The 21,124-nt window shown below is 69.5% G+C and carries 12 protein-coding genes, 2 rRNA genes and 1 pseudogene; 10 read left to right on the top strand and 5 right to left on the bottom strand.

Features of this window, described 5'->3' with window-relative positions:
• The first annotated feature begins 193 nt into the window (after positions 1–193).
• Both O1G21_RS05720 and rrf read left to right on the top strand, forming a co-directional pair.
• Positions 194–3,313 (top strand): 23S ribosomal RNA (locus O1G21_RS05720).
• A 71-nt stretch (positions 3,314–3,384) separates the two neighbouring features.
• Positions 3,385–3,501 (top strand): 5S ribosomal RNA (rrf, locus tag O1G21_RS05715).
• 86 nt (positions 3,502–3,587) lie between these two features.
• Here rrf and O1G21_RS05710 read toward each other — a convergent pair.
• The 5 genes from O1G21_RS05710 to O1G21_RS05690 form a co-directional block, all read right to left on the bottom strand.
• The gene (locus tag O1G21_RS05710; protein WP_270141344.1) at positions 3,588–6,248 is read right to left on the bottom strand and encodes a glycoside hydrolase family 31 protein; all 2,661 of its coding nucleotides are present in this window, start codon (positions 6,246–6,248) and stop codon (positions 3,588–3,590) included.
• A gap of 55 nt (positions 6,249–6,303) precedes the next feature.
• Positions 6,304–7,140, bottom strand: a complete 837-nt coding sequence (locus O1G21_RS05705) for a carbohydrate ABC transporter permease (protein ID WP_270141342.1) — start codon at positions 7,138–7,140, stop codon at positions 6,304–6,306.
• A complete protein-coding gene (locus O1G21_RS05700) occupies positions 7,137–8,039 on the bottom strand; it encodes a carbohydrate ABC transporter permease (RefSeq protein WP_270141340.1) in 903 nt (300 codons plus the stop codon). The genes O1G21_RS05705 and O1G21_RS05700 overlap by 4 nt, the downstream gene beginning before the upstream one ends.
• 11 nt (positions 8,040–8,050) lie before the next feature.
• Complete coding sequence (locus tag O1G21_RS05695) at positions 8,051–9,331, bottom strand: extracellular solute-binding protein (RefSeq protein WP_270141339.1); 1,281 nt, start codon at positions 9,329–9,331, stop codon at positions 8,051–8,053.
• A 300-nt stretch (positions 9,332–9,631) separates the two neighbouring features.
• Entirely contained in the window at positions 9,632–9,835 is a 204-nt protein-coding gene (locus O1G21_RS05690; protein ID WP_270141337.1) for a hypothetical protein, read from the bottom strand.
• A gap of 384 nt (positions 9,836–10,219) precedes the next feature.
• Between O1G21_RS05690 and O1G21_RS05685 the strand changes: the two genes are divergently transcribed.
• The 8 genes and pseudogenes from O1G21_RS05685 (at position 10,220) to O1G21_RS05655 (ending at position 21,121) form a co-directional block, all read left to right on the top strand.
• Positions 10,220–10,978: an AfsR/SARP family transcriptional regulator gene (locus tag O1G21_RS05685; protein WP_270141335.1), complete on the top strand. Its 759-nt coding sequence runs from the start codon at positions 10,220–10,222 to the stop codon at positions 10,976–10,978.
• Entirely contained in the window at positions 10,972–14,631 is a 3,660-nt protein-coding gene (locus tag O1G21_RS05680) for an AfsR/SARP family transcriptional regulator (protein WP_270141333.1), read from the top strand. Before O1G21_RS05685 ends, O1G21_RS05680 begins: the two co-directional genes overlap by 7 nt.
• 197 nt (positions 14,632–14,828) lie before the next feature.
• Positions 14,829–16,166, top strand: a complete 1,338-nt coding sequence (locus O1G21_RS05675) for a tetratricopeptide repeat protein (protein ID WP_270141332.1) — start codon at positions 14,829–14,831, stop codon at positions 16,164–16,166.
• Between the two features lie 593 nt (positions 16,167–16,759).
• A pseudogene (locus O1G21_RS41325) lies at positions 16,760–16,853 on the top strand (LLM class flavin-dependent oxidoreductase); the annotation flags it as partial.
• 180 nt (positions 16,854–17,033) lie between these two features.
• A complete protein-coding gene (locus O1G21_RS05670) occupies positions 17,034–17,477 on the top strand; it encodes a CU044_2847 family protein (protein ID WP_270141330.1) in 444 nt (147 codons plus the stop codon).
• Positions 17,474–18,478 (top strand): S1 family peptidase, encoded by a 1,005-nt coding sequence (locus O1G21_RS05665; RefSeq protein WP_270141328.1) that lies wholly within the window; start codon positions 17,474–17,476, stop codon positions 18,476–18,478. The genes O1G21_RS05670 and O1G21_RS05665 overlap by 4 nt, the downstream gene beginning before the upstream one ends.
• A 4-nt stretch (positions 18,479–18,482) precedes the next feature.
• Entirely contained in the window at positions 18,483–20,012 is a 1,530-nt protein-coding gene (locus O1G21_RS05660; protein WP_270141327.1) for a VMAP-C domain-containing protein, read from the top strand.
• A 71-nt stretch (positions 20,013–20,083) separates the two neighbouring features.
• On the top strand, positions 20,084–21,121 hold the full coding sequence (locus O1G21_RS05655; RefSeq protein ID WP_270141325.1) for an AAA family ATPase: 1,038 nt from the start codon (positions 20,084–20,086) through the stop codon (positions 21,119–21,121).
• The last annotated feature ends 3 nt before the right edge of the window (positions 21,122–21,124 follow it).

Here is a 21,124-nt window from a genome sequence, read left to right as displayed (position 1 = left end):
TTCGGTAGGGCTTGTTAGTACTGCTTCGGCGTGGAACACAGGGTCTCTGGCGGGTGTGTCGGGCACGTTGTTGGGTCCTGAGGGAACGGGAGTTGCCTCATGGTTGCCGGCCTCACTCGAGGTGGTCTTCGGATCGTTGAGGGTGTGTGACTGGTCGTTGTTTGAGAACTGCACAGTGGACGCGAGCATCTGTGGCCAAGTTTTTAAGGGCGCACGGTGGATGCCTTGGCACCAGGAACCGATGAAGGACGTGGGAGGCCGCGATAGGCCCCGGGGAGCTGTCAACCGAGCTTTGATCCGGGGGTGTCCGAATGGGGAAACCCGGCAGTCGTCATGGGCTGTCACCCGCTGCTGAACACATAGGCAGTGTGGAGGGAACGCGGGGAAGTGAAACATCTCAGTACCCGCAGGAAGAGAAAACAACCGTGATTCCGGGAGTAGTGGCGAGCGAAACTGGATGAGGCTAAACCGTATTGGTGTGAGACCCGGCAGGGGTTGCCAATGCGGGGTTGTGGGAATGAGCTTCAGTCGTCTGCCGGCGGCTGGGCGAGTCAGAAACCGTATGGGTAGTCGAAGGACATGCGAAAGGTCCGGCGTAGAGGGTAAGACCCCCGTAGACGAAATCTGTACGGCTTGCTTGCTCATCTCCCAAGTAGCACGGGGCCCGAGAAATCCCGTGTGAATCTGGCGGGACCACCCGCTAAGCCTAAATATTCCCTGGTGACCGATAGCGGATAGTACCGTGAGGGAATGGTGAAAAGTACCGCGGGAGCGGAGTGAAATAGTACCTGAAACCGTGTGCCTACAAGCCGTGGGAGCGTCGTCAGTCGGCTTGCCGGCTGGCCGTGACTGCGTGCCTTTTGAAGAATGAGCCTGCGAGTTTGCGGTGTGTAGCGAGGTTAACCCGTGTGGGGTAGCCGTAGCGAAAGCGAGTCCGAATAGGGCGGTTGAGTTGCATGCCCAAGACCCGAAGCGGAGTGATCTAGCCATGGGCAGGTTGAAGCGCGGGTAAGACCGTGTGGAGGACCGAACCCACCAGGGTTGAAAACCTGGGGGATGACCTGTGGTTAGGGGTGAAAGGCCAATCAAACTCCGTGATAGCTGGTTCTCCCCGAAATGCATTTAGGTGCAGCGTCACGTGTTTCTTGCCGGAGGTAGAGCACTGGATAGGCGATGGGCCTTACCGGGTTACTGACCTTAGCCAAACTCCGAATGCCGGTAAGTGAGAGCGTGGCAGTGAGACTGTGGGGGATAAGCTCCATGGTCGAGAGGGAAACAGCCCAGAACACCGACTAAGGTCCCTAAGCGTGTGCTAAGTGGGAAAGGATGTGGAGTCGCAGAGACAACCAGGAGGTTGGCTTAGAAGCAGCCACCCTTGAAAGAGTGCGTAATAGCTCACTGGTCAAGTGATTCCGCGCCGACAATGTAGCGGGGCTCAAGCACACCACCGAAGTCGTGTCATTGCAGCAATACTCCTAACGGGGGCTGTGATGGGTAGGGGAGCGTCGTGTGCCGGGTGAAGCGGCCGAGGAATCGAGTCGTGGACGGTATACGAGTGAGAATGCAGGCATGAGTAGCGATACAAGAGTGGGAAACTCTTGCGCCGATTGACCAAGGGTTCCTGGGTCAAGCTGATCTGCCCAGGGTAAGTCGGGACCTAAGGCGAGGCCGACAGGCGTAGTCGATGGACAACGGGTTGATATTCCCGTACCCGCTTTGAAGCGCCAACGCTGAACCAGGTGATGCTAAGGCCGTGAAGCCGTCCCGGATCCTTCGGGTGAAGGGAAGTGGTGGAGCCGCCGGTCCAAGTCTGCAGTAGGTGAGCGATGGGGTGACGCAGGAAGGTAGTCCAGCCCGGGCGGTGGTTGTCCCGGGGTAAGGGTGTAGGACGTGGGGTAGGCAAATCCGCCTCACATATAGTCTGAGACCTGATGCCGAGCCGATTGTGGTGAAGTGGATGATCCTATGCTGTCGAGAAAAGCCTCTAGCGAGTTTCATGGCGGCCCGTACCCCAAACCGACTCAGGTGGTCAGGTAGAGAATACCGAGGCGTTCGGGTGAACTATGGTTAAGGAACTCGGCAAAATGCCCCCGTAACTTCGGGAGAAGGGGGGCCATTCCTGGTGACGGGCTTTGCGCCTTGAGCTGGGGGTGGCCGCAGAGACCAGCGAGAAGCGACTGTTTACTAAAAACACAGGTCCGTGCGAAGCCGTAAGGCGATGTATACGGACTGACGCCTGCCCGGTGCTGGAACGTTAAGGGGACCGGTTAGCTTAGTTTCGACTAGGCGAAGCTGAGAACTTAAGCGCCAGTAAACGGCGGTGGTAACTATAACCATCCTAAGGTAGCGAAATTCCTTGTCGGGTAAGTTCCGACCTGCACGAATGGCGTAACGACTTCTCGACTGTCTCAACCATAGGCCCGGTGAAATTGCATTACGAGTAAAGATGCTCGTTTCGCGCAGCAGGACGGAAAGACCCCGGGACCTTTACTATAGCTTGATATTGGTGTTCGGTTCGGCTTGTGTAGGATAGGTGGGAGACTGTGAAGCAGCAACGCCAGTTGTTGTGGAGTCGCCGTTGAAATACCACTCTGGTCGTGCTGGATGTCTAACCTGGGTCCGTGATCCGGATCAGGGACAGTGTCTGGTGGGTAGTTTAACTGGGGCGGTTGCCTCCTAAAGGGTAACGGAGGCGCCCAAAGGTTCCCTCAGCCTGGTTGGCAATCAGGTGTTGAGTGTAAGTGCACAAGGGAGCTTGACTGTGAGACTGACGGGTCGAGCAGGTACGAAAGTAGGGACTAGTGATCCGGCGGTGGCTTGTGGAAGCGCCGTCGCTCAACGGATAAAAGGTACCCCGGGGATAACAGGCTGATCTTCCCCAAGAGTCCATATCGACGGGATGGTTTGGCACCTCGATGTCGGCTCGTCGCATCCTGGGGCTGGAGTAGGTCCCAAGGGTTGGGCTGTTCGCCCATTAAAGCGGTACGCGAGCTGGGTTTAGAACGTCGTGAGACAGTTCGGTCCCTATCCGCTGTGCGCGTAGGAGTGTTGAGAAGGGCTGTCCCTAGTACGAGAGGACCGGGACGGACGAACCTCTGGTGTGCCAGTTGTTCTGCCAAGGGCATGGCTGGTTGGCTACGTTCGGGAGGGATAACCGCTGAAAGCATCTAAGCGGGAAGCCTGCTTCGAGATGAGCACTCCCACCTCCTTGAGAGGGTAAGGCTCCCAGTAGACGACTGGGTTGATAGGCCGGATATGGAAGCCCTGTGAGGGGTGGAGTTGACCGGTACTAATAGGCCGAGGGCTTGTCCTCAGTTGCTCGCGTCCACTGTGTTGTTCTGAAACAACGACTGCCTTGTCGGCGGGTCGACAGTTTCATAGTGTTTCGGTGGTCATAGCGTGAGGGAAACGCCCGGTTACATTCCGAACCCGGAAGCTAAGCCTCACAGCGCCGATGGTACTGCAGGGGGGACCCTGTGGGAGAGTAGGACGCCGCCGAACAATTCTTCAGAAGAACCCCCATCCGGATTCCGGATGGGGGTTCTTCGCGTTTCCGGGCCTTGTCCGCGGAGCATGTTCAGGAACGGTCAGCGGCCACCGTGGATCAGGTGGAGGGAGAAGCCGTCGTTGGTGGAGACGCGCTCGGTCTTGACGTGGGTCACGCCCGTCGCCTGGTCGAAGTACCAGCCGGAGTCGGCGGAGTCGAGCTCGGCGGCCGAGTCCAGGTGGGGCAGCGGGCCGCCCTGGGTGACGACCATCCGCGGGGCGGACTGGCCGTGCACGGTGAAGCGGTAGGACCGGGCGTCCGGCTTGCCGGTGTAACTCCCCTCGCTGGCACCCACCTCGATGGTGGTGACCGCCGGGTTCGCGTGGACGTCCACCTGCTGGGTCGCCGAGGAGCCGGCCGCGTACTGGCGGGTGACGCCGTCGTCCTCGTAGAGGGTGTAGGAGGAGTCGCCCTGCGGGTAAAGGTCGTAGTCGAGTTCGCCGCGGTCGCGGTTCTGCCAGGACAGCGTGCCCTGGGGCCACATCGGGACGATCGCGCCGCCCTTGACGAACAGCGGCAGGGTGTCGAGCGGGGCGGAGTAGCCGTTGATGGTGGTGGGGCCCTGGTAGGTGCGTCCGGTCCAGTAGTCCGTCCAGGTGCCCTCGGGCAGGTAGATGCCGTTGCGCACCGAGGTGTCGGAGTAGACCGGTGCGACCAGGAAGTCCGGCCCGGCGAGGAACTCGTACTCGGCGTTCGGTCCGAGGGCCGCCGGGTCGTGCGGGTACTCGAGGGCGAGCGGGCGCACCGCGCCGATGCCGGTGCGGGTGGCCTCGGCGGACAGGGTGTACATGTACGGCAGCAGCCGCTCCTTGAGCTGCAGGTACTTGCGGTTGATCGAGGTGTAGGGCTCGCCGTCCAGCCAGGGCTGCTGGTCGCGCTGCTGCTTGCCGGTCATGTCCCTGGCCCAGCCGTCCATGGTCATGATGGTCGGCAGGAAGGCCTTCCACTGCAGGTCGCGGGTGTACATCTGGGGATCGCGGCGGAAGATCGAGCCGACGTCGCCGGTGTTGTAGGCGATGCCGGACATGGTGGCGCCGGCGTAGGTGGGGATCTGCCAGCGGATGTAGTCCCAGGACAGGCTCTGGTCGCCGCTCCAGAGCACGCCGCAGCGCTGTGCGCCGGCCCAGGAGACCGGCAGCCAGACGAAGCCGCGGGCGTCGCTGTTGTCCTCGATGCCGGCCTTCGCCTGGTCGCAGGCGTTCAGTGCGAAGCCGTAGCCGTTGCCGACCCAGGCGACGTCGAGCTTGCGGACCCGGACCCCGGCCTTGACCTCCTCGGCCTGGTTGGGCAGGCCGTTCTGGGTCCAGAGGCCGAGCTGGGCGTGGTCCTTGCGCAGGCCTTCGCCGGTCTGCGGGAGGTTCTCGTAGCCGCAGCCGTAGCCGTCGTTGACCAGCATCCAGCCGAGCGGCATCTGGTTCCGCACGTAGCCGTCGGCGATCTTGAGCGCGTCCGTGGTGTGGCGTTCGCCGCGGTTGGCGTTGTGCAGGTAGCAGTCGGAGTCGCCGGGCTCGAGGCCGTAGACCGGCGGCATGAAGGGCTTGCCGACCAGCGCGGTGTACTCGCCGATGACGGACTTGACGTCGCCGGTGAAGTAGTAGGCGTCCAGGCGGCGTTCCTGCTGTCCGGTGCGCACCGGGGAGCCGAAGTCGTAGATGCCCGGGGCGAAGGTGTTGCGGAAGACTCCGTAGCCGGCGCTGGAGACGTAGAACGGCTGGGAGTTGTTGTAGCCGCCCTCGTTCCAGTTGGTGTTGTTGGCGACGTGGACGGTCTGGTCGCGGTGCGAGAAGCTGCCGTTCTGCTCGCCGCCGCCGAAGAACTGCTCGTCGGCGCCGCGGACCAGGCTCTGCCGCAGGCCGCTGGTGGACCACCGTAGCGGCTCGTCCTCCTGCCAGATGGCGGTGCGGTCGTCGGCCTGGTAGAGGCCGAACCGCAGGGGGTGCTTGTAGACCCGCAGCACCAGGTGGCCGGAGCGGATGCCGTAGTAGTCGCCGGCGTCGAACGAGGAGGTGTCGCGCTGGGGTTCGGGCTGTTGCCGGATGATGGTGCTGCCCACCGGGTCGCTGATGTCGCCGTCCGGGGCGGCGCGCAGGCGCAGTTGGTCGTCGGCGAGGAAGTCGACCTTGGCCTTGAGGGTGCCCGCGGCGATGTCGTAGCTGCCCTGGCCGCCGGCGAAGGAGGTGAGGTCGCCGGCGTCGGTGGTCTGCGGGAGGTAGGCGCGGCCGGTGAAGGAGCCGCCGTGCACGTCGTACGGGACGACCAGGACGTGGTAGGTGCCGGAGGCCTTGGGGATCACGGTGGCCTCGGGGTCGGCGGTGCCGGCGCTCTCGGCGACCTCCTTGCCGTTGGCGTCGTAGACGTAGAGGTCGAAGTCGTCGGTGGGGTTCTGCCACTGGATGGAGATCGGGACGCCGCCCTCCGGGTTGTCGTTCCAGTAGCCGTCCGGGACGTTGACCGTCAGGTCGAAGCGGCTGCAGACCGCGTTGTCCGGGTCCTGGGCGGCGGTCGGGCAGGAGGTGGGGCCGCCGAGGGTGCCCTTGGCGTAGGCGGGGCTCTGCCAGCTGGTGCTCTGGTGGCTGCCGTCCAGGACGGCCGAGCCGGGGGCCGCGGCGCGGGCGGGCAGGGCGGGGCCGGCCACGGCGGCGAGGCTGGTCAGGGCCGCCGCGAGGGCGGCCCTTCGGAGGTGGGGTCGGAGCAGGCGCACGGGGGTTCTCCTGTCGACTCGCGGGGTGGGTGGCTCAACCTGCGTACGGGTGCGGTCACTTGACCGATCCGGCGGTCAGTCCGGAGACCACGGGCCGCTCGATCAGGGCGAACAGCACCACCACCGGCACGATCGCGACGACCGAGCCGGCGAACAGGTAGTTCCACTGGACGGTGTAGTTGCCGATGAAGCTGTTGATGCCGACGGTGAGTGGCTGGCTGCCCGGGTCGGTGGACAGGGTCAGGCCCATCACGAACTCGTTCCAGGCGGAGATGAAGGTGAAGATCACCGCGGTGACCACGCCCGGCAGGGCCAGTGGCAGCACCACCCGGCGCAGCGCGCCGAGCCGGCCGAGGCCGTCCAGCATCGCGGCCTCCTCCAGCTCCACCGGGATCGAGGAGATGTAGGCCGTGAGGATCCAGACGGCGAAGGCCAGGTTGAAGGCGGCGTTGCAGAGGATCAGCGTCCAGACCGAGTTGAGCAGGTCCAGCTGGTAGAACTCGCGGTAGAGGCCCACCAGCAGGGAGGTCGGCTGGAACATCTGGGTGACCAGGACCAGCAGCAGGAACAGCCGGCGGCCCCGGTAGCGGACCCGGGCGGTGTAGTACGCGGCGGGCAGTGCGACCAGCAGCGCCAGCAGGGTGGAGCCGCCGGCGACCAGCAGGGTGACCCGGAGGTTGCCGCCGAGGGTGGAGTCGCGCCAGACGTCGACGAAGTTGGACCAGGCGAAGTGTTTCGGCAGGTAGGTCGCGTCGCGCAGCTCGTCGGCCGGGCGCAGCGCGGTGACGACCATCTCCAGGTACGGGAACAGGAAGACCGCGGCCAGCAGCCAGGCCGCCCCCGCGAGGGCCAGGGCGCGGGGCTTCCGACGGGACGCCCGACGTATCGTCAACTCTCCTCCTGGTTCCAGCGGCTGACCTTGAGGAAGGCCAGCACCATCAGCACCACGAGGGCGAAGTTGACCACCGACATCGCTGCGGACTCCCCGATGTCGGTGTCCTTCAGCTGGTACATGAACACCGTGCTGGTCGCCGTGTCGCTGCTCGGGCCGCCCTGGGTCATGCCCCAGATGACCGGGAAGGAGTTGAAGACGTTGATCAGGTTGATCACCAGGCCGACCAGGAAGGCCGGGCGCAGCAGCGGCAGGGTGATCCGGCGGTACGCCTGCCAGGGCGAGGCGCCGTCCACCCTGGCCGCCTCGTAGACCTCGCCGGGGACGGTCTGCAGGCCGGCCAGCAGGGTGTAGGTGGTGAACGGCAGGGAGACGAAGACCGCGACGAACACCATCCAGGGCCAGGCCGTCGACGGGTCGCCGAGCCAGTCCCGCGGGCCGTCGACCAGGCCGAGGTCGGTGAGCGCGGTGTTGAGCACGCCCGCCGTCCGGTCGAGCATCCAGCGGAAGCCGATCGAGGTCATCAGGACCGAGGCCGCCCACGGGGCGATCAGGGCCCAGCGGGCGTAGCGCCGGCCGGGGAAGCGCTGGTTGAACAGCTGGGCGAGGCCGAGCGAGAGCAGCATGGTCAGGGCGACCACGGCGGCGGTCCAGGCCACCGTGGCGAGCAGCACGTGGCCGAGGTCGGCCTCGCCGAAGAGCTTGCGGTACTTGTCCAGCCCGGCGGAGCCGCGGACGAAGCCGCTGGTGCTGACCCGCAGGAACGAGGTGCGGACCATCTCGTACACCGGCCACAGCACGACGGCGAGGATCAGCAGGACGGCCGGGGCGATCCACGGCAGCGGGCCGAGCCGGCCCGGCCGTCGGCCCTTCCGGGCGGGGGAGTCGGGGGTCACCATGGCGTCGGCCGTCACTTGTTCGCGACGGCGTCCTGGGCCTTCTTCTGCAGGTCGCCCAGCACCTTGGCCGGGTCGCCCGAGACGGCGCTGCCGACGGACTTCTTGAGCTCGGCCGAGACCGCGTCCCAGGTGGTGTCGCCGAGCGGGTAGAAGACGGCGTGCGGCAGCAGGGCGAAGAACGGCTCCAGGTCCTGGTGCTTGCCGTCGGTGGTCAGCTCGTGCAGCGCGCTCTGGGTGACCGGCATCAGGTTGTAGGTCTCGTCGAAGGCGAGCTGGTTGTCCTTGGTGTACGCGAAGTCGAGGAACTTCCTGATCTGGTCGCGGTGGCCGTTCTTCTTGAAGGCCATCATCCAGTCCGCGACCCCGAGGGTGGAGGCGAGCGGGCCGGTCTTTCCGGGTATCGGTGCGACGCCGTAGTCGACCTTGCCGGCCTGGGCCATCTGGATCAGCGAGGGGTGGCCGTTGAGCATGGCGGCCTTGCCGGCCGCGAAGTCGGCGAACGCGGTCTTGCGGTCGGTGGTGGCCGGGTTGGCGTAGGTGAGGCCCGGGTCGACCAGGTTGGCCCTGAGCCAGCGGAAGGTGTCGATGTCGGCCTGGCTGTTCAGGGTGTACGCGCCGTCCTTGCCGGTGGGGCCGCCGTCGTTGCCGAGTTCCCAGATCATGCTCTCGCCCTGGGCCTCCTCCGGGCCGAGCGGCAGCGCGTACGGGGTGACGCCGGGCACCTTGATCTTGAGCTGCTCGGCGTCCTTGCGCAACTCCTCCCAGCTGGTGGGCGGTTGGGCGATGCCCGCCTGCTGGAACAGCGCCTTGTTGTAGAACAGGGCGCGGGCGGAGGAGACGAACGGGATGCCGTACTGCACGCCCTTGACCTGGCCTGCCCGGGCGAAGCTGTCGATCAGGTCGGCCCGGGTGCCGGGCGACAGCACGTCCTCCGCCTTGTACAGCAGGTCGTCGGCGACCTTGTCGGCGTAGCCGCCGGTCTGCAGGACGTCCGGCACGTTGCCGCTCTGGATCATCGTCTTGACCTGCTTGTCGATGTCGTTCCAGTTCACCACCTGGACGTCGACCCTGATGTCCGGGTTGGCCGCGGTGAAGGCGGCGGCGAGCTTGTTCCAGTAGGCCTTCGAGCTGTTGGACTCCTTGTCGCCGTAGTCGGCGGCGACCAGCTTGAGGGTCACCTTGCCGTCGGCGTCGGTCCCGCCGCCCGCACCGCTGCCGCCGCTGCCGCAGGAGGTGAGGGCGAGCGCACCGAGGGCGCACGCCGAGACGAGGGCCAGCACACGTTTGTCCACCGCAGTTACCGCCTTCGTGCGTGCTTGATCGGATGATCCAAGATGCTTGAAGAACGCTGGTTTTGAGCAGTTTCGAAAGAGCAGCTTGGTGCTAAGGGCGGTTCATGTCAATCGTGAGCACGGTTTTGCGCACCAAACACCCGGCCTTCACCCCACCGCAGGCCGCTCTGCGCAGAAACGCTCAGCGGAAATGCTCAAGCGGAAACGCCCGAACCGCGCCACGCCGGGAGGCTCCGTCAGGAGGGAGCGGCACGGCGCGCGCGGTTCGGGTCCTTCGTGTGGTGCCGGCTGGGCGGTGGGTCAGCCGGTGCTGCTCGCCGGAGCGGCGATCACGGAGAAGACGTACAGGATCGTGGGTAGTGCCCCGAGGAGCGTGACGACCACGGCCAGCACGGCCACCGGGCGCCGCGTACCCCGCAGCATCCACACGAGGGCGCCCACCAGGGCGAAGAAGGCCAGGGAGACGACCCCGGCGGTGAGAAGGGCGGACGTCTGAACTTGCATGCTGCTCGGTTCCTTTGGTGTGAGGTGTCCAGTCCGATTCGTTCCACAGCGCACGGCGGACGGGGCGGAGCCCGCGAACCCCTTGGTAGGAGGGGTGAACCGTCAGGTCGTCGTACGACAGGACTGACGCTAGCTCACATCTGATTCGCCACAACAGTGTTGGGGGAAACACGAGAAGGCGAGACCCCTCGGGCTACCACCCCCGAGGGCTCCCACCTGCAACGGACGTCGGACTGGACAAGTCACACGGCGTCTGGATCCAGTATCCCGGCAAGGGCTAAACAAGAGCGAAACGGCAACTCTGCCAAGTCACTTAACGGCCACTGAGTGCTCTGTTAATGTGCCGGAGTGGCGACAGACCTTCAGTTCCTCTTGCTGGGACCGGTGAGCGCCCGTCGGGGCGGCGCTCCGGTCACCCTCGGGCCGCCGCAACGGCGGGCCGTGCTGGCCCTGTTGCTGCTCGCCCGCTCGCAGGCCGTCCCGGTCGCCGTGATCCGGGACAGGCTCTGGCCGACTGGCGCGCCCGCCACCGCCATCGACGCCATCCAGGTCCACGTCCACCACCTGCGTCGACGGCTCAGGGAGCACACCCCGGCCGGCGCCCCCTCGGCAGAACTGGTCAGTTACCCGGGACACTCCCGCGAACAGGCCAGCTACGCCCTGCGCGTCGACGCCGAGGCGGTCGACGCCCTCGCCTTCCAGCGGCTGGCCGACCGGGGGCGGGAACTGGAGGGCTTGCGTGACCTAGAAGGGGCCCTGAGGATGTGCGTCGCGGCCCAGTCCCATTGGCGCGGTGAACCCTTGGCGGACCTGGAACCCACCCCCTACGTACGTGCGATCCGCCAGGGGCTGGTCGACCTCTGCCAGGACGTCCGGACCAGGGCGGCCCGGTTGCGGATGAGGACCGGAGCGTTCTCGGACGCCGCCCTCGACCTCCAGCAGCTCAACCTCGAACACCCGGGCAACGACGTCATCGTGGAACTGCTCTCCACCGCGCTCTTCCTGACCGGCCGCCGCGAACGCGCCCTCGCACTCCTCAACGAGGAAGTGGCGCGCTGCGAGCGGCAGTACGCGCGGGTGCCGGAACAACTGCTGCGGCAACGCGAACTGATCCTCTCCGACGCGCTGGAGGAGGAATGGTGACGATCGAAGCCCGTCTGCTCGGGCCCGTGACGCTGACCGTCGACGGCACGACCGTGAAGGCCGGAGGTTCCAACGGCCGGGCCCTGCTCGCCGCCCTGCTGCTCATGCCCGGGCAGCCAGTCGGCGTCGAACAGCTCGTCCTCGACGTCTGGGGCGATGACGCCCCGATGAACGCCCGGGCACAACTGCACTCCGTGGTGAGCCGACTGCGCACGACTGCAGCCCCGTTGACCGTCTCCTGGCACGCGCGACTGGAGAGCTACTCGCTCGACATCGACCCCAAGGACGTGGACGTCACCCGGTTCCACAAGCTCACCGCCGAGGCTCGCCAAGCCCTCGCCGAAGGACGACCGGGGCAGGCATCCGCCCTGCTCAAACAGGCCCTGGAATGCTGGAGCGGCCCGGCCCTGGGCGGCGTACGGACCCACGGGCGGCTGGAGACCGAACGGCGCCGCCTGGAGGAACTGCATCTGGAGACACTGGTCCTGCGCAACGACGCCGACCTGCGGGACGGCCGGGCCGAGGCCGTGCTCCCCGGACTGCGCGCGCTGGTGGCCGAGTTCCCCGAGGACGAACAGTTCCGCACCCAGTTGGAGGAGGCCCTGGAACGGTCCGGTCGGGCCGCCCAGGCCTGGGGGCTGCGACGGGAACAGCAGGGCGGCCGCCCGGCGGAGCAGCCGGGCCCGGCTGCGGGCGAGCCGACCGCGGTGGCCGTCCGGACCGCCCCGATGTCGTCCGCCCGGGAGGAGCCCCGGATCTCGCTGCTGGGACCGGTACAGGCCTGGCGGGGAAGCACCCCGATCTCCCTCGGCTCGCCCCAGCAGCAGGCCGTGCTCGCGATGCTGGCCGCACAGCTCGGCCAGCGGGTGTCGACCGAGGAACTCGTCGAGGGCCTCTGGGGGGACCGCCCGCCGGTGCAGGCCGTAGCCGCGCTGCGCACGTACGTGTCACGGCTCAGGTCTGTGCTGGAACCCGCACGGGAGGTGCGTGCGCCCGCGAGCAGGCTCGTCAGTGCGAGCGACGGCTACGTGCTGCGCCTGCCGAGGCGGTCCGTCGACATGCACGTGTTCGAGGACGGACTCGCCGAGGCCAGGTCGGCCCAGGCAGCGGGGGACCACGCCCGTGCCGTCCGGGCGGCCACGGCAGCGCTGGGCCTGTGGGAGAGCGGCGGTCGACCGTTCGTGGGCATACCCGGACCCAGGATCGACGCACTGCGGCTGAGGCTGGTGGAGAGCTGGGTCGCCGGACAGGAGCTGCGCTTCGAGTCCCAACTGTCCTTGGGCGCCGGTGTCGAGATCATCGCCGAGCTGACCGAGCTGACCAGCGAGCACCCTCTGCGCGAGCGGCTGCGCGAGTTGCTGATGGTCGCCCTGTACCGGGCCGGGCGCCAGGCCGAGGCCCTCGGCGTCTACACCGACACCCGCAGGCTGCTGATCGAGGAACTCGGCGTCGAGCCTGGAGCCGGGCTGGCCGCCGTGCATGCCCGGATCCTCGCTGCCGACCCTTCGCTCCTCCAGCCGGCCGCGGAAGTCCGCCAGGCGGAGCCCGCGGCCCCGCCACCCCCGGCGCAACTTCCCTCCACGGTCTCGGACTTCACCGGGCGCGATGCCCTGCTCGCCGCTCTGGCGGAGGCTCTGCGAGGAGGACCGACCGGACCGGCGGTGCCGGTGCACGTGCTGTGCGGGATCGGCGGGGTGGGGAAGACCACGCTGGCCGTGCACGCCGCCCACGTCGCCCGGGCCGACTTCCCGGACGGTCAGTTGTTCGCGGATCTGCGCGGCGCGGGTGAGACTCCGGCCGATCCGACGGTCGTGCTGGGTGACTTCCTGTACGCACTGGGCGTGCACGAGCCCCCGGACTCGTACGAGCAGCGCCTCGCGCTCTACCGTTCGGTGCTGGCCGACCGGCGGATGCTCATCGTGCTGGACAACGCCCGGGACGTCGGCCAGGTCGCGCCGCTCATCCCCGGCGGTTCCGGCAGCGTGGTCCTGGTCACCAGCCGCTCGCGGCTGTCCCAACTGCCCGGCGCGTCCGTCTGGTACGTCGAGGAGATGACCCCCGAAGAGGCCGTGGCGCTGTTCACCGCGATCGTCGGCGAGGCCAGGGCCGCCGCCGAGCCGGAAGCCACCCTCGCGGTGGTCGTCGCCTGCGGATTGCTGCCGATCGCCGTGCGGGTGGCCGCCGCCAGGCTCGCCAGCCGGCTGCGGTGGAGCGTCGCCGATCTGGCGCGGCGGCTGGCCGACCAGCGGCGCCGACTCGACGAACTGCAGCTCGGGAACCTGGCGGTGGAGACCACGGTCGGATTGGGCTACGGCCAGCTGTCGCCTGAGGAAGCGCGCGCCTTCCGCCTGCTCTCCGTGGTCAACTCGTCCGACCTGCCGCTGTTCGCGGCCGCGGCACTGCTGGACCTGCCGGAGGAGCCCGCCGAGGCGTTGGCCGAGAGCCTGGTCGAGGCGAACCTGTTGGACAGCCACACCCCCGGGCGGTACCGCTTCCACGACCTGCTCCGGCTCTACGCGCACCGGCAGAACGAGCGCACCGGCGACGCCGACGAACAGAAGGCCGCGCTGCTCCGGCTGCTCGACCTCCTGCTCGCCACCGTGCGTGAGGCGGCACGGGAGCTGGAACTCGGTGAGGAACTGCCCGATCCGCTGTACGACCCGCCCGTCTCCTCCCTCGCACTGGCGGGCGGCAGCCAAGGCGTCCGGGACTGGCTCACCGCCGAGCGGCCCCTGATCCTCGGTGCCGTCGATGCCGCGTTCTTCGGGAGCGGGCCGGTGCTGCCGGCAGTGGAACTCGTCGTCGCGCTCCACGAGTTGCTGGGGGCCTCCTGGGAGCCGACCCAGCAGCTGAGGGCCGTCCTGGTGCGCGCGGCACAGTACGAGCGCGATCCCGCTCTGCTGGCTCGGATCCGTTACCTGCAGGGCGACCTGTACGCAATGGCGGGGGAGTACCGGGAAGCCGAAGAGGCCTACCGGCAGAGCCTCGATCACCTGGGGCCGGAGAACAGCACGCGGCTGCGGGCGATCGTGTCCCTCCGACTCGCCGTCGTGCTCAGCACCACCGACCGGCCCGGCGACGTCCTGCCGCTCTACCACCAGGCGCTGGAGATCAGTCGGAGCTCCGGAGACGCCGTGATTGAAACCCGGATCCTGGCGAACATGGCCAGGGCCTATGTGCGCTCCGGGCAGCCCGCAGCAGGAATCCTGTCGGCCCGAGCCGCGGTCGAGGCGGCCCGGGCCACGGGCAGCACCGTGGCTCTCGCCCACGCGCTCTACCAGCTCGGCGTCGTGCTGGACACGATCGGGGTGCCGGGCGAAGCCGTCGACTGCCTGCGCGAGGCACTGACGCTCTACCGCTCCCAACAGAACCAGCTTTGGGAGGGCTACTCGCTCGCTCGCCTCGCAGCCGGCCTGGTGGCCGTGGGCCGGGCCCCGGAGGCCGCCGAGGCCGCCGCCGAGGCGCTCGCCCTCGGACAGGAACTGGACGCCGCCTACTGCCAGGGCCTCGCCAACGCGGCCCTCGGCGAGGCCCTGCTGCGGCTGGACCGGTCGGCGCAGGGCCTGGCCCGGCTCCAGGACGCGCACGCGATCTTCGCCCGGCTCGGCGTGCCGGAGGCCGCCACGGTGCGGGACCGCATGCTGCGTGCCTAGCAACCGGCGCCGACCGGTCGGCGGCCCCGTCAGCGGGCCTCGAAACACCACGTAGTCGCCGCCCTTGGTCTGGAAGGCCGTGCCGCACCTCAAGGGCGCCGCTGCGGTCCGGCGCGCGCCGGTGAAAACCGAGTTGCCCGGACGGTGGTCGGTCGACGATCATCCTGAGTCCTGACACCCCCAACCCCCGGAGACACATGACCACCGAACTGTCCGAAGCCTGGGAGCTCTTCGAGTCCGGCGACTCGCAGGGAGCGATGCGGACGCTGCGTTCCGCCGCCGACCGGCTCCCGCCCGCCGAAGTCGCGCCGCTGGTGGCCGAGTTGGCCAAGGGCGCGGGCTTCGAGGATCTGGCGGAGGCTTCGACAGCGCTGGCGGCCAGGCCCGGGGAGGCCGACCGGCTCTACGCCTACGGCTACGCCTGCGTCGAGCGTGGCATCGACGCGGTGGCCGTCCCCGCGCTGCGGGAGGCGCTGCGGCTGGTCGAGGCGCCGCCCGCCGCCCCGGCGCGCACCAGCCTGTTCCGCCGCAGGCCCAAGCCGCAGGCCGCCCAGCAGCTCGGTCTGCGCAAGGTGCTGCTGGAGCTGGTCTCCGCCCTGGAGGGCTGCGGGCGGCACACCGAGGCACTGGCCGTGCTGCGTGAGCACGATGCCCGGCTCGGCGACTGGCCGGACCGGTACCTGACGGTCTACAACGCGATCACGAGCGGTCAGATCCCGCTGGCCCGTGAGGTGTACGCGGCGCTGTCGGCCCCGGAAGGCGTCTGGGTGGGCCCGGGGCAGCGGGTCGGGCGGATGCTGGACCGGGCCGCGGCCCTGCCGCCGGTCGACGACCGGGACCTGCGCGGTTGGCACTACGTGCTCACCGGTGGCCTGCTCACCACCCTCTCGCCGCACGGGTTCGACCAGGGCATGACCGGCCGTTGGGCCTACCTCCAGGACGATTTCGGGCACTGCCGTCACGGTCTGGAGCGTCTGCGCGCCGTGTTGGCCGCCACCGACCGCAAGCCCGCTTCGGTCGGGCTCCTGGCCGACCGGGGCAGCCGGGCACTCGGACTGGCGACGGCGCAGCTCCTCGGCGTGCCGGCGGCGCCGTTCCAGCCGGGGGCGCCGGGGGTGCTGGTGGTCGCGTACGACCTGAACGAGTGCGATCCCGCCGAGGTGGCGCAGCTGCGGGAGCGGACGGAGGGCCAGCTCCTCTTCGAGCACGCCACCTGCTGGACCGACCCGCCCGCCGTGACCGCCGACGTCTCCACCCTGCTGGGACAGATCGTGAACGCCCCGTGGGAGCCCGGCCTGCAGTTCAGCGAGGACGGCGAACCGGAGGAGGCCGAGCCCGACCGGCGCTCGGCCGAGGAACTCGCCGAGGCGATCCTGGCCGCCACCCCGACCGCCCCGGAGGGCGACGGCCAGACCCCGCCCGACCCGGACGACACCCTCACGGCCTTCGCCACCCGCGCAACCGACTGGCCCGCCACAGGCCCGCGCGACCGCATCAACTCCGCCGGCCCGGTGCGGAGCTCCCGCTTCGCGTGACGGTCCGTCCCAACTGGCGTCCGGTCCGGGCCGCGCGCCGGTTCGTGACGCACCGGTGAGCGTGAATCGCCGCAGAAGCGGTGCCTCCCGCACGACGATGGTTCGTCCCGCAGAACTACGAGAGGGCAGTCGATGAGCGCCGTCGTCCCACCCGACCGTCAGGGCCGCTGGCCCGGACGCTACCGCGGAGCCGCCGCTCCGACGCGGCAGAGGTCCCACCCGCCGTTGCCGGCACCGGACCAGATCCCGACGGTCGGGGAGATGGGGGAGGCCAAGCCGGAGGAGAGTCAACGGCTGCCGCCGCGCAACTCCGGTGCCACTCGCACTCGGTCCGGACCGAACACCCAACTGCCGCCGACCGAGTAACGCTTCCCCCGGGCCGACCGTCCGTCCGCCGGTGCCGTCCGCCCGGCCGATCGGATCGAATGCTGGACCGATTGGCTCGACTGCCGTAGTGCGGGGGGCGGGTACCGGGAGCACACCCTGGCCACCGACAGCCACGGAACACAGCCTCGACCTCACGAGCGCCATCGTCGGCCGACCTCCGCCGGCGTGGGGTCGGTCCGCGACGTGACGCTGGTGTCCGGCACGGCCAGCGGCCCGGTCCGCCGGTGTGGATCGGAGGGCTGGCCGCGTCGTGCGCCCATGCGGCGGGCAGCGCGGTGGGACGGCGCGGTGCGGCTGTGGCTGCGCCCTGGCGGACGGGCGGGGGCATGAGGTGTCCGACCCCGTAACGGTGGGTGGTGGTGTGGTCGCGGTATCCTGGCGCGCGCAGTCGGGGTTGTTGCGGGTGGGGACGACGGTTCGGGCGTGCTGTTCGGGTCCGTGGTTCCGGCGCGCAGTTCGGACGTTCGGGAGGGGAGCGGCGTGGCCGGGGACGTGACGGTGCAGACGATCGACCTGGGGGACGGCACCACGGTGCGGGCCGAGGTCATCGGCGAGGTCGGCTTCGAGGCGGTCGGGGACGAGGACGGCTTCGGGGACGTCGGCCTGCGGGACCGGGCTGCCCGGGTCGGGTCCGCGGTGGCGCTGTCGCTGGACCAGGTGCGCGGCACGGTGCAGGGGATCGGGCGCTGGGCGGCGGAGACGATCACCCAGGGCGGGGCCGGGGCGCCGGACTCCTTCGAGGTCGAGTTCGGGCTCAAACTGGCAGTGAAGTCGGGGCAGTTGCTCGGGATCATCGCGGAGGCCGGGAGCGAGGCCGGGCTGACCGTCAAGCTCTCCTGGGACCTTGCGGCGCGCCGGGAGCGGGCGGGCGGAGGAGATGTGGCCGAGGGTGCCGAGGCCGCCACCCCCGCTGCCGCGGAGTGACCGGCCCGCATCTCGATCGTGCCCGCGCCGAGGCGCTGCACCGCTGCGCCGTCCGGATCGAGGCGGCGAACGGCTTCCGGGGCAGCGGCTTCCTGGTCGGCCCGGGGTTGGCGGTCACCTGTGCGCACGTCGTGCTCGACCGGCGCGGCGTGGCCGAAGGACTGGTCGTCCGGCACGAGTCGAGCACCTACCCCGTGCTGCCCGGGGCCGTCCGGGCCGAGCCCGACACCGCGGGCACCGGCCCGTTCGAGGCCTTCCCCGACCTCGCGCTGCTCGACGTCCCGGCGGCGGCCGGCACCGGCCATCCGGTCGCCCCGCTGGCGGGCGGCGAGGCCGAGCCGGGCAGCTGGCTGACCGCCCTGGGCCATTCCGAGGCCACCCCCTCGCCGGGGGTCAACCCCGACACGGTCGCGCTCCAAGTCGTCGGTCGGTCAGGGGAGTTAACCAGAGTCGGCGGATTCGTGCAGCCCGGGTTCAGCGGCAGCATGCTGGTCGGGTCGGACGGACTGGTGTGCGGCGTGCTCAAGGGCAGCCGCTCCTACAAGCAGGACCTGGGCGGCTGGTACGTGCCGCTCGCGGCACTGATCGCCTTCCTCGGGCCGGTGGTTCAGTTGGTCGCCCCCGAACCGTCGCCCAGCGACACCGAGTTGGTGGCGGCGCTGATGGCCGTCCGGTACACCGCGCGCGCCGACGGGCGGTTCGACCTGCTGGAGCGGATGGGCGAACACCTCGGCCTGCCGCACTCCTTCGAGGTCGAGGAGCGCTCCGACCGGCGCGACCACCTGTTCCGCATCGTGAGCCGCTGCCGCCACCACCGCGACGCCTCGGCGGCGCTGCGCGCGCTGTACGCCGCGCTGGCGGAACTCGCCCCGTACGACGGCGCGTTGGACCGGCTCCGGTCCCTGGTCGAACGGGCGACGGGCGAACACTTCGCGGGAGGACCGGCGACGGGCGGAGGGGTGGCCGGCGGGCCGGTGGCCGACGGTCGGGGGAGCAGGTAGGGCGATGAGCGGAGGCGCGTACGGCGGCTGGTCACCGTGGGCCGCCGTCGATCAGGGGCGGTCCGCCGCGCCCCCGATCGAGGCGGCCGAGGACCTGCTGGCCGAGATCCTGTTCGACTTCCGGGCGATCTCCCGGCGGGAGTTCCGGCAGGGCGTCCTCGAGACGATGGGCCGCGCCCCGTCCTCCCGGCTGTTCCACCTGGACGTCAAGGAGGCCGACACCGCCCGCGAGCACGTCCGGGAGATCCTGCGGAGCATCGCCCGCGCCCGCGACCCCCGGGCCGTGCTCGGCGTGCTCGGCGAGGCGCTTCGCGCCCACGACCCGTACGACGGCGCGCTGCCCTGGCTGGAGTTGGCGGTGCTGGCCCTGACCGCCGAGACCGGCCTGCCCGCCGAGGTCCTGCTGCGCGTCATCGCCCTGCTGCGCGCGCTGACGCCCCCGCCCGGCCCGCAGCGCCTCCTCGCCCACGTGCCCCCGCGCGCGCCCGGTCGGCACCGGATCGACGAGCGCACGACCCTGCCGGAGATCCTCGGCCGGCTGCTGGACCACTTCGGCGGCCCCGACGCCGGCTACGCGCTGTCCTTCCTGGACGGCCTGGTCAGGGATCCGGAGCTGGCTCTCCGGCACCCCCAACTCGCCGAGTTGGGCGTGCTGTTGAGAAGGGTCGCGGTCCCCCGTCCGGAGCCCCGGGAGGGGGCCGCCGGCCGCCTCATCGTGCAGATCCGACTGGACCCGGAGACGCCGGAGCACATCGAGGCGAGCCGCTACCACCTCCGGGCCTCCTACTACCGGCAGCCACTGGCCGGCGGGCCGATCGAACGCCTCAACGACCTGGTCGCCGGCGACTCGCTCGCCAAGGAGGACCTCGTCACCGAGGGCAGCGCCCGACTGGCCGGCTGGCAGGAGCTGTTCTCCGAGCTGGCCAGGAGCAGGCGCAGCCCGGTGCGGATCGAGTTCCTGCTGCCCAAGGCACTGCTCGGCCACAGCGCCGAGCTGTGGTCCCCGGCCCCCGGCGGGTACCGGCTCGGGCTGCTGCACCCGGTCGTGGTCCGCTCCCTGGACCGCTACATCAACCCGTGGCTGCAGACGCCCGCCTGGTACGAACGGTGGGAGCACCTGTTCGCCGAGACGATGGAATGCGAGGCCGTCGACCGGATCGGCTGGCCGCCGCTGCACCCCGAACGGGCCGCCGACCTCCCCGGCTGGCTCGACGGCCGGCCCACCCTGGCCTGCCTCGGCCTCGACACCCCGTACGACGAGCTCGACCCCGGGGTGCGCGCGGCCGTGCTCGACGCCATGGTGTTCGACGGCGTCCCGGCCATGCTGTGGCGCCGAGCCCCCGGCGCCCCGACGGACGTGGTCGAGGCCCTGCGTCGCGAGCGCCCGCGCTCACTGGCCCGACTGCCGGAGGCCGTCCACCGGCACCGCAAGGTGACCCGGGCAGCCCAGGCCCAGGACGGCGTCACCCTGTTCTGGGACGACCCGAACTGCGTGGATCCGGACCAGGACGCCGGGTTTCCGGGGATGGTGTGAGGCGCATGGTTTCCGATGGTTCCGACGACCGTGATTCCCATGACCGTAATGACGAGGAGCAGGCGGTAACGATGGCCGAGAACTGGTGGATCTACCGGGGCACCGGCGTGCCCCACGACGGCATCGCCGCCCTCCCGCCGGCCCCGGCCTGGCGCTCCTTCGGCGACTGGGTCGACAGCGAGGAGGAACTGCCGCCGCCCCCGGCCGACGACGCCACCGGCCTGACCGCCCGCCGGCTCGGCCGCACCCGGCAGGCCACCGCCTACCAGGCCGACGACCGCGAGATCCACCTCGTCAACCTGGCCCTCCACCTGCGCCGCCCGCTGCTGATCACCGGCAAGCCCGGCGTCGGCAAGTCCACCCTCGCCTACGCCGTAGCCCACGAGCTCGGGCTCGGACCGGTCCTGCGCTGGCCGATCAGCAGCCGCTCCGCCCTGCGCGACGGCCTCTACACCTACGACGCCATCGGCCGGCTCCACGAGGCGGGCCTGCGCCCCCCGGACCATGATGGCGACCGGCAGCCGCCCGCGATCGGCCAGTTCCTGCGCCTCGGCCCGCTCGGCACCGCGCTGCTGCCCTGGCGCACCCCCCGCGTCGTGCTCATCGACGAGATCGACAAGAGCGACATCGACCTGCCCAACGACCTCCTGAACGTCTTCGAGGAGGGCGAGTTCGAGATCCCCGAGCTCCAGCGCCTCGGCCCCGGCCCGCAGGAGGTCGCCACCGCCGACCCCGGCCGGCGGGCGATCGTCCGCGGCGGCCACGTGCGCTGCGCCCACTTCCCGCTGGTCGTCCTCACCAGCAACGGCGAGCGGGAGTTCCCCTCGGCACTGCTGCGCCGCTGCATCCGCCTGGAGATCCAGCCGCCCACCGAGGACCGGCTGGCCGCGATGGTCGCCGCCCACCTGGGCGCGGACCGGTCGGCGGACGGCGCCCAGCGCAGCCGGCTCATCACCGAGTTCCTGCGACGCCAGCGCGAGGACGGCTCCGACCTGGCCAACGACCAGCTGCTCAACGCCCTGCTGATGGCCGAACGCGGGCTGTGGGGCAGCGCACCCGGGCGCGACGTCATCCACGACGTCCTGCTGCGCCCGCTCAACGAGAGCTGAGGC

This window comes from Kitasatospora cathayae (genome assembly GCF_027627435.1).
Taxonomy (GTDB): Bacteria; Actinomycetota; Actinomycetes; order Streptomycetales; family Streptomycetaceae; genus Kitasatospora; species Kitasatospora cathayae.
Note: the sequence above shows the minus strand (reverse complement) of the source record. Positions and strands in the feature narration are given on the sequence as shown.

Excerpts from the sequence above, each read along its gene's own strand:
- O1G21_RS05675 (WP_270141332.1), top strand. The coding sequence starts at position 14,829 with ATGACCACCGAACTGTCCGAAGCCTGGGAGCTCTTCGAGTCCGGCGAC.
- O1G21_RS05680 (WP_270141333.1), top strand. The coding sequence starts at position 10,972 with ATGGTGACGATCGAAGCCCGTCTGCTCGGGCCCGTGACGCTGACCGTC.
- O1G21_RS05655 (WP_270141325.1), top strand. The coding sequence starts at position 20,084 with ATGGCCGAGAACTGGTGGATCTACCGGGGCACCGGCGTGCCCCACGAC.
- O1G21_RS05690 (WP_270141337.1), bottom strand. The coding sequence starts at position 9,835 with ATGCAAGTTCAGACGTCCGCCCTTCTCACCGCCGGGGTCGTCTCCCTG.
- O1G21_RS05700 (WP_270141340.1), bottom strand. The coding sequence starts at position 8,039 with ATGGTGACCCCCGACTCCCCCGCCCGGAAGGGCCGACGGCCGGGCCGG.
- O1G21_RS05660 (WP_270141327.1), top strand. The coding sequence starts at position 18,483 with ATGAGCGGAGGCGCGTACGGCGGCTGGTCACCGTGGGCCGCCGTCGAT.